The organism is Prochlorococcus sp. MIT2308 (assembly GCF_059772345.1).
Window position 1 is genome coordinate 344,182 of sequence record NZ_CM186283.1, and the last position, 17,491, is coordinate 361,672.

Consider the following 17,491-nt stretch of genomic DNA (forward strand, 5'->3'; position numbering starts at 1 on the left):
TTAGAAATCCTTTCTTTAAATAAGAATTCTTGCCTTTTTTCTGCTCTAATAATCTGTTTTTTAATTTCGATGCAGTGCTGACAGTTGCAAGTCATTATTGGAGAATTTTTAAGGAAAAAATCTAGAATTTAGATGAATAGTTGTTTTGGTCAACTATTAGGTATAAAAAATTAAAGTAACTTTTTTTTAATTTAACTAAATTTAGTAAAATTTCAAGTTATTATTTAATTTTTGTTTAGTCTCTTGTTTTTTTAGTTACTAATCGGTATTATTTAATTCTTCATTTTTCCCCTGATCTCTATTCTTACTACTAATTAGGGGTAACATCGAAAGCTTAAATAATCTCACCAAATCTGTTAAGCGAAGAGCTAGGCTATGCTAATAAACAATGAATTTTTTACTTTGCGGGTTTGAAACTATTTGATTAATACATTATTTTTAAGAGTGATTTGTTGAGTCAGTAATCTACGATTACAAACTATACATTGGAATTATTAAGGATTCCTTGTATCGTTCTTTCAACGATTATTGAAGATTATTAACTAAAGTATTCTCGAATTTCTTCTGATGTCCTCAAACCATAATTTCCAGAAACTCTATAGATAATTAATAAATAGTTTTTATTATTGAATACTTTTATTATTGAATATTTTTATTATACACGATAATGCTATAATACATAACGTAATCTCAAAGTGAGATGAATAGGAAACTATTTAATTTAAAGTCCAATAACAAATACTCATTAATTGGTCTTGACACAAAAGCCGCACTTGCAATTCAAAACCATTTTCGATTAAGCAATTATCAAATGCTTGTTTTGAGTTGGTTTAAAGGAATATGGACGGGCATTTTGCTTTCACTAGTCCTACATTCATTTATAAGTCATTGAATCATTTAAAACAATTTATAAAAAAATATATTTTTATATCTTTATTATCAACGAAACTCAATTATTATATAGATCTAACCTCATTAACTATTACTTAATATCAAATAACAGCTTGAATTACATTAAAAAAAAAGTTTAGTTGTTTATAAGAAAGTTTTTAGAGCGTGAGATTAGAAAATAAATAGCATTTTGATTTTTTAAGCAAAATCATTTTTTTTAGCGTAATACTAGATAGAAATAGATTTCGTCTTAAAATACATAAAATTTGTCTAGAATACGTAGTCAATATCAATTGTAAGTAATTTTATATTAATAGTTTTAGGGCAAGAACCTATTCCTACTTTATTGTATTTTATATTTTTATTCTTTCTGATTTGCTATTTCTACAATAATTTCATTAAACGACAGAAAAATGTATATTCAGATTAAAAATACTATTTTTTAGTTAGATGATTACTATCAAGTAGTTAAAACCCTACCTCCAAAAATCACCCATACTTGTTGAAGATGTTAGATTTATAAAAAATGGTAAAAGCTTTATTTGAAAACCAAGTTCTCATGACATTTATCATTGCTGGTTTTTGGATCATACCTGGAATTCTTTTTACTTCAGCAACTAATCGTAAGTTTAAAAATCGACAAAGGGAAAGTCAACTCAAAAAAATATCTAAGCTCTATCCATAGTTATTGTATTTTATTTTTTAAAACAATTCAATTTTCATATTTAACTAAATTTATAACTTATTTTATAACCATATAAAAATATTTTTTTTTTTTTTGCATATTGATTTTTTTATTTATTGATGTTTGAAGTTTGATTAGTCTTTTCTTTAACTTTTTGGCATTCGGCCAATGAGAGGTTCGCTTCTATTTGGGCCAAAACCTGTTGGAGTTCAGCTGTTTTATTCAATGAGTTCTCAGCCATGGACCTAAGTTTTTGAAGTTCTATAGATGCTGTTTTCATAGACAATGTGAGAATATGAATTTTTCCTTATAAGCATTAGATAAGTAACTAATGAACTAATAGGAAGAATACAAGAACAAATTTGCCAAAGATTTTCTAGATGTCAATAGTTAGAATCAAAATCAGTTGATTAATCAATAGTTGACTATAACTATTGATTAGTAAGTGTAAATTAATATATCCTTAGATTTCTTCCTCAAATAATATATAAGATATAATACTAATATTATTTGGTACATAAAAAAGAACATAGGTATGTTTCCTACCTATGTTCTTTAATTGAAAAAATTAAGTAAACAGATTCAATAAAGCCTAACTGTCTTTTCCTTTCTTTTCAGAATCAACTGGTCTAACTGGCTTAGGCAATAGCATGATAAAAATCTAATGTCTATTTTATTTATAGGTGTTTTTCAAAATTCGTAAATAAGAATTATAAGTTTGAAACTTCTTGACACAAGGGAAACTATTTTTTTTGGATTTTTCTGTGACCTTTTGATTTTCTTCTCTAGAGAGGTTCGCCTCTAGTTGAGCTAACGCTTTTTGGACTTGAGCAGTATTAGTAAATGCAGCGTCATCATTTGAACGAAGCTTATGAATCTGATTTGATTTGTTTTTCATATCGCTGAAAAGCTAACATTTGAGCTTTGGCATTGGATTTAAATCTAGAAACCAAGACATTTACACGCTTTTATAAAGCTAAAATTTTATTGGTGATGAGATATTTTATTATCAATATTTGATGGGGAGTTGATCTATGAAAGATGATTGGAAACCTGAAGATTCTCAAATTCTTGTTGATGCATGGGAAGATATCAAAGACTGTGCTGAAGCTATCCAAAAAGATCTAGCTTGTCCAGATGTAACTATTTCAAAAATGTTGAGGTCTGTAGCTGAAACCTTTGATAATACTGTTGAAGATTTTCTCGATAAGGCGGAAGAAGATTGGGAAGAAGAGAAATAGTTGTATCATTGAGATATGATTCCAGATTTCTTTCAATCTCCTGATCCAGTAAGTCATACTGTTTTATGGAAATCGATTATTGGCTTATTCATAGTTTTATTTGCTACTTTTGTTGGAGTGGAAGTTAGGGTTGGAAAAGAAGATGAAGAATCCTAATAAATAATTTTAAAAAAAAATAAATAATTAAGACTTTTATTATTATTTAAAGCAAATAAATAGTATCAATTAAAAAATTAATCTGAACATATAATTTTAATATTATTTATCTATAGTGTCGAAAGTCTCTATTATGCCTCCATGGTTGTCACTGCTTAGCTCTGCTAAGAGGAAAGAATCAAAACTTGATTCTTCAAATTGGATTCAATTATCCACAATAGGAACAGACAATACACCAAGAGTTAGAACAGTAGTGTTTAGAGGATGGAGTAAATCCTTTGAAATGTTAATATATAGTGACAATAGAAGTCAGAAATTTGATGAATTAGCATTGAATAATAATGTTGAAATATGTTGGCTTTTTTTTAAATCAAAATGCCAATTTAGGTTTCGAGGAAAATCAACAATTGAATCGAGCAGTGAAAATCTTAGTCATTGGGATCAACTAAGTGATAAATCCAAGCAAATGTGGAACTGGCCAAGTCCTGGGGATCCATTTGTCTTTGGACAATTAAATGACATACCATTTAATTCAAAGCAAGAAATATCAAATAATTTTTCTATTTTGAAAATCGAAATAATTCAAGTTGATCAATTGGTTCTTCGTAACCCAGTTCACATAAGGAGAAGATGGATAAGAAATAATGAATGGATCGAGGAGCGTATAAACCCATAAATAGTTGAGGATGACGAAGCTTGCTGTTGGGGAAGCTTCTTTATATTACGATCACCCTCTAGATACACATAGCAATTTTCTTTAGTAATAGCAACATTTAATAGATCATTAAAAACATAAAAAATCGCAATAATAAGATATGAAGCTTCGGTTTTTTAATATTATATAAATTAATTGTTCTGATTGATTACATAAACTATTCTTAATAAGTTTAGGTTTGTATTTTCCTTCTAATAATGTTTTTTCTAGGTTTTACAGTAATCAAAGAATAAACTTTCTAGTATTTCTTGTCTCTTTCCTTTACAAACTTAAGAAGTAATATGAGCTATTTTTCCTAATTCAATATTTTATGATATAGCTTATTTAACTATTTTATATATAATTTTTTTATACTTTTAATAAGTGCTTTTTTCTCTTTTTAATCAACTCTCCTGGGCAACAGCTTAAGGGATACATGATTTTCAATAAATTCAATAACGTCAGCTTCAATAGTTTTTCTTTATTCAAAGACCTCAAAAAAAATTTGATCTAAAGATTTCTTCCTTAGATGACCATCCTGAATTATTATGTTGAATGATACCTTATCAGTTCACATTTGATTACTCTGGTTCAAGGAACTTTTTTCTTTGTAAAAGCTAGGGTTAATCTCATATTTGTTATGGTTGTATCCCCCAGTCAGTGTAGCTCAGCCGGTTAGAGCACAGCATTCATAACGCTGAGGTCGAGAGTTCAAGTCTCTCCACTGACATTTGATTATTAGATTAAAGAAATATCAAACAATGATGTTGCTTAATTTTTTGTCTAGCATTTTTATTTCTATTTGTAGTATTAAGATTGGTTTTACTATCAGTTATTAAACAATAGTTACTATTTCATGTCTATCTGATTAAGACGTTCTTTGAAGGATATAGATGAAGAGCCGTCATCTGAATTTGATTGATCACTTGAGAAAGTATCGCTTTGTCGAATCGTTGTATTATCATTGGTTTGGTTATATATAGAAAAATTCTTTGAATTATTAAAACTAACATTAGAGTAATTGGTATTGTTATCAATGTTTTTATTGGAGTAGTTGGCTATTGATGTATTTTTGTGCTGCTCAACATTTGGTTTATTTTTGAAATCTTGAATACTCGTCCTAGTTTGATCTACTTTTAAATTCTTTTTATTATTTAAGGGATACTTTTTAACTTCACTTCTTAATTGATTTAACAATTTAAAATGATTTGATGAACTGAATTTTTTAACAAGGGATGGATCCCAACTTATTGGTTCATTCATTTTTATTGAATATTCTCCTTTAGTTAGAGAGACAAAGTTTCTTTGGTCTTAACATGATAAATTATATGGAGGAAAAGGGGAAGTTCTCTACCCTCCAAACCAATCAAAATACGCATCAAGTTCCATGACGACAAATGAGTGCCTAAGGGTAGGTATGCAAGCACCAGATTTTGCTGCTACTGCAGTCGTTGATCAAGAATTTAAGGACATTACTCTTTCTCAGTACAGAGGAAAGTATGTGGTTTTATTTTTCTACCCTTTAGATTTTACTTTCGTTTGTCCCACTGAAATTACAGCATTTAGCGACAGATATAGCGACTTCGCTAGTAAAAACACAGAAGTTTTAGGTGTATCTGTTGATAGTAAATTTTCTCACCTAGCTTGGATTCAAACACCCCGAAATGAGGGAGGTATAGGCGATATTAACTATCCTCTCGTATCCGACTTGAAGCGTGAAATTACCCAATCTTATAATGTATTAAATGAGGATGGAGAAGCTGACAGGGGTTTATTTATAATTAACCCAAAGGGAGTCATCATGCATTCAACCATTAACAAGGCACCTGTTGGTAGAAATATCGATGAAACTCTAAGAATTTTACAAGCATACCAATATGTTGAATCTCATCCAGACGAGGTTTGTCCTGCAGGCTGGACTCCTGGTGACAAGACTATGAAAGAAGACCCTAAAGGAAGCAAAGAATATTTCTCTGCACTCTAAAATTAATATTTTATAGTTGATTATTTTGCAGAAAGATAGGAGTTAAGTGAGTTGATAACATAATCAGATTCAAGTGTTTCATTAACTATTAATTCATCAACTAATGTATCCATTAAAGTAATTTTATCTGATAACAGATCAATAGCATCATCCAGAGCTTTTTTGGATATTGATATTATTTGCTTGTCAATAGCTTTACTTGTATGTTGAGAATATTCTTTTATATTTTTCATAATATCTTTTCCTAGAAATATTGAATCTTTTTCAGAATCATAAGCAATTGGACCAAGGTCTGAAAAACCAAATCTTGTAACCATTTGGTTAGCCCAATAGTAAACATTCTCTAGATCCCTTTGCGAACCTTGCGTAACTTCTTTAGATCCAAAAACAACAATTTCGGCAGCTCTCGATCCGAGTAAAATTACAATCTTGTTATAAATGTAACGTCGTGTTAGGAGTCCACTATCAATAGTCTCCTCATCGGGTGTGAAATAAGTCATTCCATACATATCACCAAGAGACTTAAATAATGATATTTTTTCTAATTTATCCTGAGATGGAAGTAATAAAGCTACTAATGTTTTACCAATAATTTGATATGCAATCTGTCTTTTCTTCGCACTATTTGAAAGTGGTTTTGCTAATATACCGAAACATGCTTTTTCAAGAGCTTTTTCTATATCAATAGAACTTATTTTTAATTTATTATTTCTGGCGGAATATATTGCAGCCTCATTTAAAAGATTTTGTAGATCAGCTCCTGAAAAACCCGGAGTCCTAGTTGCCCATTCCATGAGATTAACAGAATCACATAGAGGTTTCGTTCTTGCATGGACAGACAAGATTTTATGCCTAGCTTTCCTATCAGGTAGTGAAATGTCGATACGACGGTCAAATCTTCCAGGCCTTGTTAAGGCTTGATCAAGAATATCAGGCCTATTTGTCGCTGCAATGACAATAACACCATTATTAGTTTTGAAACCATCCAACTCTGTCAGTAATTGGTTAAGTGTTTGTTCTCTTTCATCATTCCCCCCTCCGATTCCAGCTCCTCTTTGACGACCAATTGAGTCAATTTCATCAATGAAAATTATGCATGGTGATTTTGATTTTGCACTTTTAAAAAGATCTCTGACTCTTCCAGCTCCAACACCAACAAACATTTCAACAAATTCTGATGCAGAAATGGAGAAGAATGGAACATTTGCCTCTCCTGCTATTGCGCGAGCTAATAAAGTTTTACCATTACCGGGTGGTCCAACTAACAAGACTCCTTTGGGAGCTTTTGCGCCAAGTTCATTGAGTTTATTTGGATTTTTTAAAAATGTTACTATTTCTATTAACTCATCAGATTCTTCATTTAACCCAGCTACATCATCAAACGTGATATTTCTGATATCATCTTCTTTAACTTGAGAGGATCGGCGAGAAAAACTCTGCATGTTATTTAACAACTTGGAGGATCTTTTAATTAGAAATGAAAGCGATAAAATAAATATAAATGTTAGACCAAGCCCAGTAATAAAACTGGCTAAACGCTGTTCTGATCTAATATCTTTTACCGTAAGTGGAACACTATATTCCTCAGATAGTCGGAGAATTTTCTGATCATTGTAAAATATTGGAATTACCCTCTTCTCTGAGTTTCTAAATTCAACTATAACCTCTCTTCTTTTTGGGATTAGAATAATAGATACTATCTCACCACTTTCAATATCCTTTAATAATTTACTATAACTATTAATCATTTGATTATTAAATTTATAGATTCAAAAGTATTTATATATAACTATAGTCAAATTCTAAACTAACTAGAGCTTTTAAAGAAAAAAAGACAAGTCGTTGGTTTTTGTTTAAAGGTATTTTGTTAAATTGGTACTTGACGTTATAAGATATTAAATTGTTAATGTTGAGTTGAAATGGCGGTACCTAAGAAAAAAACCTCTAAAGGAAAGAGAAACCAAAGACATGCAACATGGAAAGGCAAAGCTGCTGTGGCTGCAGAAAAGGCTTTATCTATAGGGAAATCAGTTCTTACTGGAAGAGCGCAAGGCTTTGTTTATCCTATGGATGAGGCATCAGAGGAGGATTCTGATTGATTTACTTAAGAACCAAGTTTAAAAGCTTCAAGAAGAAGGGCATAGGTTGAGCCAATTCTGAAATTATTAATTGAGATTATAATTACTGATAAATTACCATATTTTGACAATAGTGATGATCTTATAAATAACTCCATAATGATTAATATTAGAATTGCAAGCAATATTGTATTGACAGATTTATCTAATAAATAAGAAAGTATACTGTTAGTAAAATAATAACCAAAGAGTAAAGATAGAAGAAGAACACTTCTTTTACTCCAAGAATCAGATATTAGAGGATTAATAAATGTAAAAATAAAATTAATCATTTTCCTGAATTTAGTTTTCTGCATTTTTATTAATAATAGCTGTCAAATATTCATAATCTACATTATTACTAATTAAACGTTCTCCGTAAATTAATTTAGAAGGATTTTTTATATTTCCAAGGCAATTAACACAAGCATTAGCTTTATTAGATATATTCTTTATAGAGCTTGTCCAAGGTGGCAGTGTCAATAGGCAACTAAGATTTGCTGCCTTGGCAGCCTGAACACCAATTGTAGAATCTTCAATTGCTAGGCAATTTACCTTAGATTTCTTGCTTAATTGAACTGCTAAATTATATGCATCTGGAAAAGGTTTGTGTTTACTAACATCTTCATAAGTAATTATTCCGGAAAAAAATTTTAATTGCGAACTCAACGAAGCCTCTAAAAAAGGTTCCACGGAATGTCTACCGCTGGTCGTAACAATGAATTGCCCTACATTAAAGTTGGCTAATTCATTAATTAGTCTTATTACGCCTTCTCTTACTTTAATCTCTCCAGATCGAATTAATTTCTCGTAATGTATGCGCTTTCTTGATTGAATTTTTGAACATTGGCTATCAGTCAGTTTGCTGTGTATTTTGTTTCGATAGTAGATTATTCTTTTTAAACCTCCTGAAATTTTTAGAAGTTCCAAATATTCTTTCTCGTTCCAGTTCCAATCCAACTCATAATCTTTAAAGGCTAAATTAAATGCAACTCTATGCCCACACAACTCAGTATCGGCTATTGTTCCATCTACATCCCAAAAGACAGCTTTTAACTCTTGCATGTTATTTTTGCATAATACAAATATAATTCTTACTAGCAAAGAATCAAACTAGGTTAAGCTTTTGAAAACAGACCATAATAAAGTTAAAACATGGATATTACCAAAACCAGTACAAGAAAAAGAAAAAGATAATTGCTCTTTAAACTACATTTTGCAGAAAGTATTAATTAGACGAGGTTTTGATTTAAATAAGGAACTGGATGACTACATAACACCTAAAGAACTTCCTAATCCAGAAATTCACTTCAATGAATTAAAAAAAGCAACAGACAGAATAATTGATGCATGTAATAGAAACGATAAAATCGCTATATGCGGAGACTATGATGCTGATGGTATGACAAGTACTGTCCTGTTAGTTGAATTATTATCTCTACATGGCGCGAAGGTAACCCCATATATACCTTCAAGACAGGAAGAAGGTTATGGCTTAAATGTAAATATGATCTCTGATATTAATAGTAAACAAATAAAATTGATTATTACAGTTGATAATGGTATTTCAGCCTTTGATGCAATTAAAAAGGCAAAAGAATTTGGTATTGATTTAATTATTACAGATCATCATAGAATTCCTGATAAAAAATTAGATATTCACTCATTAATTCACCCAAGCAATACTCCTAAGGACTCCCCCTATAAATATCTTGCTGGTGTTGGAATAGCATACCTATTAGGTAAAAACATATGTAATAAGCTAAATTCTGATATCAACAACACAACCGCAAATGTTCTTTTTAGTATTGGAACTGTTGCTGATATGGCTCCCCTCAAAGGAGCAAATAGAAAATGGCTTAAAGACTTTTTGCCCAAAATATCTAGCACAAATAATAAAGCAGTCAAATCTATTATAAAAAAACTATCAATTAATCAAAACGACATAACATCAGAAGATATAGGTTATAAGATTGCTCCATTAATTAATTCCGTTGGTAGAATTGATGATCCAAAGATAATAATAGATCTTCTTACAAATAAATCTAAAGAATCTATAGATAGAATTGCTAATAAGTGTTTTGATATTAATAAAGAAAGAAAAAGACTTACTGCCCTAATAGAAGAAGAGGCGCTTGAAATTGCAAAGACACAATATTTTAATGGTACCAAGTTTCTTGTACTCACTAAAAGAGAATGGCACCCAGGTATTATTGGAATCGTTGCTGCGCGAATTGTTGAAAAGTTTAATTTACCTACTGCCATACTCGCGTTAGCAAGTGATGGAATATATAGAGGCTCTATAAGATCTAATTCCCGATTAAAAGTAAATCTAGCGTTAGAAGAATGTAGTGATCTTCTAATAGCTCATGGTGGACATTCTGATGCCGCAGGATTTTCAATAAAAGATGAAAATATAGTTAAATTGATGGCAAAGCTCGACAATATAGCTAAAAATGAATTTAAAAATATTGATTTAAATAAGGCTATAAAGCCAGACGCTTACATGCGTTTTGTTGATATTAACCATGATTTTTATAGACAGTTATTATTGATGGGTCCTTTTGGAATTATGAATCCAGCCCCGATTTTTTGGACAAGGAAATGTAAAATTACAAATATCTCCCAACTTAATGGTGGCCATATAAAGATGACTTTAAATGATGGTACTAGTTCAATTAATGCAATAAAATGGAATGAAAATACTAAACTAAAAAAAAATGAATTAATTGATATTGCTTTTTATGTTCAGTTGAATAAATGGAAACAAAATAACAATCTACAATTAAATATTATCGATATAAAAACTCATACTAAAGTTATAGAATTAAAAATACATAAAAGAATTTATAAATGTCAATTAAGCGATAATAGTGAAGTCTTAATAACTAATACCAAAGGCGAATGCATCAGTTCAGACTTTTCTATGAACTCAACGAAAATTAATAAAAATCAGTTAGCGTTTGCTAAAAAGATTCTTGCTTTTGCTGAAATTGCACTTGGCAAAGCTTCCTAGGGATTTATACACCTCTTCTGTAGAAGATCAATGCGATGATTGCTGGTCCTGCAAGAAATACTGCTACTAGAGGCAAAAGGTTTCCCATGATGATTTAAAAAACTGAAAATATTTTACTAAACAATCAGACTTTACTTCACAATAATTAAAAAATATTGATCTTAACTCATATCAGGTTGTATTTTTTGATATTGAGGACCTTCTCCGACTACAATAAGCAGAGGCACTAAGAACATTGATAGTGATTTTTTCATAAATTTAGTAAAGTAATCTTTGACCCTGAAAAAAAACATTAATCATACTGAGATTATTAATAGCTTGATCATTTTCAGTATCTATCTAATATAGAATTAGTGATAAGCATAAAAAAAAGATAACATCACTTAATTGGATGTAATGGGTAATTCAAACTCTCAACTCGAAAAAACTGACACAAATGATTCAACTTCCTTTTTAAGTATATTAATAACCACTTTTAGTACAATATTTCTGGCTGAGTTAGCAGATAAAACACAACTTGCCACATTAATGTTATCTGCTCAGTCTGGCAGACCATTAATTATTTTCATAGGTGCTGCACTTGCACTTATCACAACAAGTCTTCTTGGAGTTCTTATCGGTAGATGGATCGCAAATAAGCTTCCCAGGCAAAGGTTTACAGTTCTTTCAGGGGTAATTATGTTAAGTTTGGGTATATACCTGGTAACACAAGGTTTTATTGACTTTATGCAAAAATAGTATTTGTAAAAAATTTATGATTCTAACGCTTCTTTTTACAACTTTTGTTACTGTGTTTCTAGCTGAGATGGGTGACAAAACACAATTAACAACAATAACTTTAAGTAGTACGACCAATAAGCCATTAGCAGTATTTATAGGATCCTCATTAGCCCTCATATTGGCTACTCTTTTAGGAGCCTTAGCAGGAGGCTCTATTGCAAACCTTGTTCCTGCATTCATACTCAAACTGCTATCTGGAATAGTATTCTTAATTATAGGTATTAAGCTACTAGCAAAAAGCAAAAAAGAATTTAGTTATGATAGCTAGTAAACCAATTCTTTTTCAATAAGCAAGTCTTTTACTTTAAAGACCTAAATAAAGTTTAATTAATTAATTAGCCATCCTATTATGACATCAGTTTTACAAATATTAGACAGTCTTGATAGAGAAGGTGGATTAGAAGTATCTAAGTTAGAAAAGTCTTTAAAGCTTACCAAGAAACCTGATAGAGATAAATTACAGATAGCAATCAAGGCTCTTTCAAAGCTAGGTATAGTCGAATTTATTAGTGATGATAAGCTAACGGTTAATAGTGATATTGGCTTGATAAAAGGGAGAGTCCGCTGTAGCAGTAAGGGGTATTGTTTTGTTGTTAGAGAAGATCAAGGTGAAGATATTTACATCAGAGAAGCTAACTTGAATAATGCCTGGCATGGTGATTCTGTTATTGTATCAATTACAAAACAAGGTGTAAAAAGAAGAGCACCTGAAGGTTCTATCCAATGTATATTAAATAGATATAATGATACTTTGCTTGCAAAGATAGAATTAGATAAATCTACTGGGGACTTAAGGGCTTTCCCTTTAGACGATAGGATTCCAGTTATTATTGAGTTAGAAAATGAAAAAGAAAAAAGGGAGCCAAGTAAAGATTATATTTATGAAATAAATATAATAAAATATCCAATAGCTCAATTTAATGCAAAAGGATCAATAATTAGAGAATTACCTATAAATGCCGGTGTAGAAGGTGACATAGAATTATTACTTTCAAAAAACAACATATCTAGAAAAATAAGTCCACCAAAAATAGCTCCTAAGAAAATTCCCATAAAAGGTAGAGAAGACCTAACTACTCAACCTTCATTATTATTTGAAAGTTGGGAATCTGAGAACTCTCCATCATTACCAGCTATATTTGCGCAGCCAAATGAAGGGGGTAATAGAATTTGGATTCATTCTCCTACAGTTTCCGAAAGGATTAATTTAGGTGGAAAACTAGATCAATTTCTTAAAGATAAAGGAGAAATTATTTGTTTAGGAAATAATTGGCTTGATTTTCTAAATGAGTCTTTAAGGTCAGCCTCAAAATTCAAACTTAATGAGGTAAATGAAGCTATTTCTTTAATGGTTGATATTAATAGTGATGGGCATGTAATTGATTGGAAATTTAGCACCAGTATTATTAAGCCAATAAAAACTATTACGACAAAACACCTAAAGACTATTGCTAATAGAAAAGCGACATCCAAGTCAATTCCAATTGCACTTAAAAACATTAAAGACAATCTAGAGGTTATCTATACAATTTTACATACATCAAAACAAATTAATTCAAATAACCACTCATCCATCAAATTAGACGAAAAAATTCCTCATTTAGAAAGACTAAATGAATTACATAAAGCATTTCCTGGAAGAGACTTTCACGGATGGTCTAGAACATATAATTGCATTGACCCCCAATCAATTATTGATATATATATTAGGCTCTCTAATAATATTTTGGCCAAGCATCTATTAGGATATAAGTTACCATTTATTTACAAAGAGCGTGAGGAAATTGATTCATCCGCTATTAACGAACTAACTAAATCTGCACTAGCTTTAGATAATAATATAGACGTTAATATTGATGGTTCAGTTACAACATCAGAATTGATAAAATCCTTCGAATCTAGTTCTGAGAAGAAGATCCTTCATAAGCTTCTTAAACATATAATTCCAGGAATTCATTTAAAACTTTACAAACCTAATTCTAATATAGAAACAAGTGGTTTAGATTCTGAGATTACAACAATTAATATTGAATCTCCTTGGTGCTGCCCAACATTAAATTATTGGAATATATTTAATCAATTTATATTAACTTCACTTTTAAATGATGGTAAAAATAAAGCATCAAGTAGAAGTAAGGATATCATTGAGTTAGGGAAAAAAGATAGTTGGAAAGATTTAAATTGGGATGTTTTATCATCTAAAATTAGTGAAAATATTAATAATTATTCAGATATACGTTTAATTCATAATTTAAATGAAACCAGAAAAAAATCTAAAACATTTAGAAATAATCTTATTTCAATTGCCCAAGGTAGAGAAGCCCAGAGAATTGTCGGTAAAGAGGTAGAGGCGATAATAACCGGAGTACAAAGTTATGGTTTTTTTGCTGAAATAGAAGATTTAACAGCAGAAGGTTTAGTACACGTTAGTACTCTTGGTGACGATTGGTATGAATATAGATCTAGACAAAACCTTTTAGTCGGAAGAAAGAGCAAAAAGACATATCAACTTGGCCAAAAAGTAAATATCAGGGTTTTGAAAGTAGATATACTAAAAAATCAAATTGACTTAGAGCTTGTTAAGGCCAAAGATATCCAGTCAATTAATAAAAATGAAATCAGTGTTTTTTCTGAATCTGAAAATTAAAATTAATGAATAGTATTGTAATTGCAATCACAGGAGCTTCTGCTATGCAAATAGGGGAGCGCTCAATTCAATTATTATTAGAAAATAATCGCTCTGTAGATTTAATACTCAGTAAAGGCGCATATGAAGTTGCTAAAAGTGAACGTAACATTAATATTCCAGTAGAACCAAAAGCTCAATCTGATTATTGGAGAAATCTATTTAGTGTTAAATCAGGAAAGTTGAGATGTTATAGATGGAATGACCATTCAGCCTCAATTGCAAGCGGAAGTCACAAGACAAAGGGGATGGTAATTGTCCCGTGTTCAATGGGAACATTGGGTAGAATTGCTTCTGGTTTTTCTTTAGATTTAATTGAGAGATGTGCCGATGTTCATTTAAAGGAAAACAGACCTTTAATTATTTCTCCAAGAGAATCTCCATTAAATTTAATTCATATTGAAAATATAAAACGTTTAGCTACTGCAGGTGCATTAATTGTGCCACCAATTCCAGCATGGTATACAAATCCACAAACTATTGATGATTTAATAGATTTTATTGTGGTTAGATTGTTTGATTCTCTTGGTGAGGACTTAAATTATATAAAAAGATGGAATGGTCCAAATAAATGAAATTAAAATTATTTACTAAAACTATACCATTTCTATCAACCTTAGTATTAATATTTTTTTTATATAATAGTAATCAGAAAGAAAACACAAAATTAAGAATACTTATTTGGAATACTCCTTCATACTCTTTAGGAACATATCTTGCAGCCTCGACAGGAATTGGATTTATAATTTCATATCTATTCACAACTAGTCTAGCAAATATCAATAAATCTATTAAGAATAAATCATTAGAGTATAAGTATCAAAATTCTAACGACGATAGAAGTCAATATAGTGATTCATATTTCAAAAAATCTGATGAAAAAACCTTAATTGAAAGAGATATGAATGATCCGTCACCTACAGTAAATGCTCAATTCAGAGTGATTGGTAAAATAGAAAGATATGATACTGTTGATAAACATAATAGAGTTAAATCTGATACTGATAATGACTATGAAGAATCAAACTTTGATCGGGATGAGAAAAGTGAATCTTATAATCCAGGTACTAAAAACTTCTCTGACTGGAACGATAATTCATTTTCAAGCTGGTAGATAAAACAAAAATATTTTTAAACAATAATAACTCTTCAATCATCTTAAGATTTTTGCTAATATAAAGTTATGGAAAACAACAAACAAGTCCAAAAAATTGAATCCATAAAAGAAGTAACTAATGCGGTATCAGCATCGGCATCGAATATAGAAGCATCATCAATTCCGAAAAAACCAGTTAAACCTCCTAAACTTGAGGATAAACCCTTTGATGAGTTTATAAATAATCATTTAATTCCTGGTTTAAAGTCATCTATAGAAAATAAAGGTGTATCAGTAATAGATTTGAAACTAATACAAGGTAGTCGACCAGTCGTAGGAGGTAATTGTTGGATGGTTTTTTGTGAAATATCGGAACAAAGAAGATTTTGGCTTTGTTTTAATAAAGAAATATTAACCTCAGATAAGACTATATTATTAGCAGAATCAAATTCAGATCCAAGCGTTGTTGAATCTTTTCTGATTGATGAAAAGAAGACTACATTACCATTATTAATTTCTAGAGTACTTCAAAGATTAAATGGTCAAAAATGGATCGGCGCGAACTGAATATTTGCTCGTTAATATCATTTACTCTTAATTTATTTTATAGCTTCGATCAATAAATAAAAAAAAATATTTCTATGTAATCTTCAAATACACGGTTAAGCCAATCAAATGCCATAATAAGAAAAAAAAAATTGACTAACTCATTACTAACTAAGCAAGATGCAAATTTGTTATTTCATACATTTGAGGCAACATTAAAACCAGAAATAGAAGATTTATTATCTCTAGGAAAATCAGCGGGAGCTGACCTGATAGAAATATTTCTTGAAAAATCAGACAATCTTTCGCTACTAGCCGAACAAGATGAGATTTCTAATGTAAGCCCATCATTTGGAATTGGAGCTGGTATTAGGGTTTTTCTAGGAAAAAAAGATGGTTTTGTTAGTACTAATGATTTATCCAAAGCTGGTCTTCTCTTTGCTTTAAATCAAGCTTTAGGGATGCTAGGTCTAGTCTCTGGATCAATAACTAACCGTAGTTTCGATGGCTTAGCAGATTTTAAGGATTTTGGGGCAAAAAAGAATGATTGGTTAACTCATTCACCAGGGCTCAAGGAATCAACTCATAAACTTTTGCAAGCTACTAAAATTCTCTCTCATAGAAATAAAAATCTACAGGTGAGAAGAGCTAGTTACTCAAGAAATTGGCAAGAAGTTCTCGTTGCTGCCTCTGATGGTGTTTTTGCCAGGGATATTCGGCTTCATCAAACCGTTGGTATGAACGTAATCGCACAACAAGATAAAAATAGATCGACTTCTTCCAGAAGGTATGGTAGCTCTGGTAATCCTGATGATCTAAGAAATTGGAATATCGATCAAAGTGCCAATGAACTAAACGAGAGTGCTCAGAAAATGCTCTATGCTGGATACGTTGAGGCAGGTCAAATGCCTGTTGTCCTTGCAAATAAATTTGGAGGTGTCATATTCCATGAAGCTTGTGGTCATCTTCTTGAAACGACTCAGCTTGAGAGAGGTACATCACCTTTTCATGACTCAATAAACAAACTAATTGCTCACGAGGCAGTAAGTGCAGTAGACGAAGGACTTTCAAATCATGCGTTTGGTTCAATATCTATGGATGATGAAGGCATGGAACCTCAAAATACATTACTAATTGAAAATGGAATATTAAAACAATTCCTTTCTGATAGAGCTGGTTCTCTAAGGACTGGTCATCCTAGAACTGGTAGTGGTCGGAGACAAAATTTTTCGTTTGCTGCTGCAAGTCGTATGAGAAATACTTACATTAAAGAAGGCAATTATTCTCCTGAAGAACTAATTAAAAGTGTTGATAATGGACTTTATTGTAAGTCTATGGGTGGAGGTAGTGTTGGTCCAACTGGTCAATTCAACTTCTCAGTTGAGGAAGGTTATTTAATAAAGGATGGAAAGCTTGACCAACCTGTTAAGGGCGCCACTTTAATTGGTGAGGCAAAAGAGATACTTCCAAGAATTTCAATGTGTGCTAATGACCTTGATCTTGCAGCAGGTTTTTGTGGATCTGTAAGCGGAAGTGTCAACGTTACTGTAGGGCAACCTCATATAAAAGTTGATTCAATAACAGTGGGAGGGCGCTAAA

At 30.8% G+C, this 17,491-nt stretch carries 21 protein-coding genes and 1 tRNA gene; 15 read left to right on the top strand and 7 right to left on the bottom strand.

All coding sequences use genetic code 11. The annotated features are described in order from the left end of the window. Window positions 1-700: 700 nt before the first annotated feature. Entirely contained in the window at window positions 701-892 is a 192-nt protein-coding gene (locus AC6EIW_RS01795) for a hypothetical protein (protein ID WP_498520915.1), read from the top strand. A 793-nt stretch (window positions 893-1,685) separates the two neighbouring features. Here AC6EIW_RS01795 and AC6EIW_RS01800 read toward each other — a convergent pair. Continuing rightward, window positions 1,686-1,856: a hypothetical protein gene (locus AC6EIW_RS01800; RefSeq protein ID WP_498520916.1), complete on the bottom strand. Its 171-nt coding sequence runs from the start codon at window positions 1,854-1,856 to the stop codon at window positions 1,686-1,688. A 393-nt stretch (window positions 1,857-2,249) separates the two neighbouring features. Beyond that, entirely contained in the window at window positions 2,250-2,474 is a 225-nt protein-coding gene (locus AC6EIW_RS01805; RefSeq protein WP_498520917.1) for a hypothetical protein, read from the bottom strand. 136 nt (window positions 2,475-2,610) lie between these two features. Between AC6EIW_RS01805 and AC6EIW_RS01810 the strand changes: the two genes are divergently transcribed. From AC6EIW_RS01810 to AC6EIW_RS01825, 4 genes are all read left to right on the top strand, one after another. Next, the gene (locus AC6EIW_RS01810) at window positions 2,611-2,817 is read left to right on the top strand and encodes a hypothetical protein (RefSeq protein WP_498520918.1); all 207 of its coding nucleotides are present in this window, start codon (window positions 2,611-2,613) and stop codon (window positions 2,815-2,817) included. A gap of 15 nt (window positions 2,818-2,832) precedes the next feature. Then, the gene (locus AC6EIW_RS01815) at window positions 2,833-2,973 is read left to right on the top strand and encodes a hypothetical protein (protein ID WP_498520919.1); all 141 of its coding nucleotides are present in this window, start codon (window positions 2,833-2,835) and stop codon (window positions 2,971-2,973) included. A gap of 115 nt (window positions 2,974-3,088) precedes the next feature. Next, complete coding sequence (locus tag AC6EIW_RS01820; protein ID WP_498520920.1) at window positions 3,089-3,649, top strand: pyridoxamine 5'-phosphate oxidase family protein; 561 nt, start codon at window positions 3,089-3,091, stop codon at window positions 3,647-3,649. Between the two features lie 674 nt (window positions 3,650-4,323). After that, window positions 4,324-4,397 (top strand) — tRNA-Met (locus AC6EIW_RS01825). Between the two features lie 119 nt (window positions 4,398-4,516). Here the strand turns inward: AC6EIW_RS01825 and AC6EIW_RS01830 are convergent. After that, window positions 4,517-4,930, bottom strand: coding sequence for a hypothetical protein (locus AC6EIW_RS01830; protein WP_498520921.1), 414 nt, complete (start codon window positions 4,928-4,930; stop codon window positions 4,517-4,519). Between the two features lie 124 nt (window positions 4,931-5,054). On the opposite strand from AC6EIW_RS01830, the gene AC6EIW_RS01835 reads away from it, so the two are divergent. Beyond that, complete coding sequence (locus tag AC6EIW_RS01835) at window positions 5,055-5,651, top strand: peroxiredoxin (protein ID WP_498520922.1); 597 nt, start codon at window positions 5,055-5,057, stop codon at window positions 5,649-5,651. Between the two features lie 20 nt (window positions 5,652-5,671). Here the strand turns inward: AC6EIW_RS01835 and ftsH are convergent, their stop codons facing one another. Continuing rightward, the gene (gene ftsH / locus AC6EIW_RS01840) at window positions 5,672-7,399 is read right to left on the bottom strand and encodes an ATP-dependent zinc metalloprotease FtsH (RefSeq protein ID WP_498520923.1); all 1,728 of its coding nucleotides are present in this window, start codon (window positions 7,397-7,399) and stop codon (window positions 5,672-5,674) included. Window positions 7,400-7,570: 171 nt separating this feature from the next. Between ftsH and rpmF the strand changes: the two genes are divergently transcribed. Beyond that, window positions 7,571-7,750: a 50S ribosomal protein L32 gene (rpmF, locus tag AC6EIW_RS01845; protein WP_498520924.1), complete on the top strand. Its 180-nt coding sequence runs from the start codon at window positions 7,571-7,573 to the stop codon at window positions 7,748-7,750. A gap of 5 nt (window positions 7,751-7,755) precedes the next feature. On the opposite strand, the gene AC6EIW_RS01850 is transcribed toward rpmF, so the two are convergent. Together AC6EIW_RS01850 and AC6EIW_RS01855 are read right to left on the bottom strand one after the other, a co-directional pair. After that, a complete protein-coding gene (locus tag AC6EIW_RS01850; RefSeq protein WP_498520925.1) occupies window positions 7,756-8,085 on the bottom strand; it encodes a DUF565 domain-containing protein in 330 nt (109 codons plus the stop codon). Then, window positions 8,072-8,833, bottom strand: coding sequence for an HAD-IA family hydrolase (locus tag AC6EIW_RS01855; RefSeq protein ID WP_498520926.1), 762 nt, complete (start codon window positions 8,831-8,833; stop codon window positions 8,072-8,074). The genes AC6EIW_RS01850 and AC6EIW_RS01855 overlap by 14 nt, the downstream gene beginning before the upstream one ends. 61 nt (window positions 8,834-8,894) lie before the next feature. Between AC6EIW_RS01855 and recJ the strand changes: the two genes are divergently transcribed. Then, a complete protein-coding gene (gene recJ / locus AC6EIW_RS01860) occupies window positions 8,895-10,784 on the top strand; it encodes a single-stranded-DNA-specific exonuclease RecJ (protein WP_498520927.1) in 1,890 nt (629 codons plus the stop codon). 4 nt (window positions 10,785-10,788) lie between these two features. Here the strand turns inward: recJ and psb30 are convergent, their stop codons facing one another. Further along, entirely contained in the window at window positions 10,789-10,872 is an 84-nt protein-coding gene (psb30, locus tag AC6EIW_RS01865) for a photosystem II reaction center protein Ycf12/Psb30 (RefSeq protein WP_071813363.1), read from the bottom strand. 308 nt (window positions 10,873-11,180) lie between these two features. Here psb30 and AC6EIW_RS01870 point away from each other — a divergent pair, with 308 nt between their 5' ends. The 7 genes from AC6EIW_RS01870 (at window position 11,181) to AC6EIW_RS01900 (ending at window position 17,490) form a co-directional block, all read left to right on the top strand. After that, a complete protein-coding gene (locus tag AC6EIW_RS01870; RefSeq protein WP_498520928.1) occupies window positions 11,181-11,522 on the top strand; it encodes a TMEM165/GDT1 family protein in 342 nt (113 codons plus the stop codon). Window positions 11,523-11,538: 16 nt separating this feature from the next. Further along, window positions 11,539-11,832 (top strand): TMEM165/GDT1 family protein, encoded by a 294-nt coding sequence (locus AC6EIW_RS01875; RefSeq protein ID WP_498520929.1) that lies wholly within the window; start codon window positions 11,539-11,541, stop codon window positions 11,830-11,832. A gap of 81 nt (window positions 11,833-11,913) precedes the next feature. Further along, the gene (locus tag AC6EIW_RS01880) at window positions 11,914-14,211 is read left to right on the top strand and encodes an RNB domain-containing ribonuclease (RefSeq protein WP_498520930.1); all 2,298 of its coding nucleotides are present in this window, start codon (window positions 11,914-11,916) and stop codon (window positions 14,209-14,211) included. Window positions 14,212-14,216: 5 nt separating this feature from the next. Then, the gene (locus tag AC6EIW_RS01885) at window positions 14,217-14,825 is read left to right on the top strand and encodes a flavin prenyltransferase UbiX (RefSeq protein ID WP_498520931.1); all 609 of its coding nucleotides are present in this window, start codon (window positions 14,217-14,219) and stop codon (window positions 14,823-14,825) included. After that, the gene (locus AC6EIW_RS01890; RefSeq protein WP_498520932.1) at window positions 14,822-15,364 is read left to right on the top strand and encodes a hypothetical protein; all 543 of its coding nucleotides are present in this window, start codon (window positions 14,822-14,824) and stop codon (window positions 15,362-15,364) included. The genes AC6EIW_RS01885 and AC6EIW_RS01890 overlap by 4 nt, the downstream gene beginning before the upstream one ends. Window positions 15,365-15,433: 69 nt before the next feature. Next, window positions 15,434-15,913 (top strand): DUF2996 domain-containing protein, encoded by a 480-nt coding sequence (locus AC6EIW_RS01895; protein ID WP_498520933.1) that lies wholly within the window; start codon window positions 15,434-15,436, stop codon window positions 15,911-15,913. 167 nt (window positions 15,914-16,080) lie between these two features. Beyond that, window positions 16,081-17,490 carry a TldD/PmbA family protein gene (locus tag AC6EIW_RS01900; protein WP_498521599.1) on the top strand — a complete coding sequence of 470 codons (1,410 nt, stop codon included), beginning with the start codon at window positions 16,081-16,083 and terminating at the stop codon, window positions 17,488-17,490. Window position 17,491: the final 1 nt, after the last annotated feature.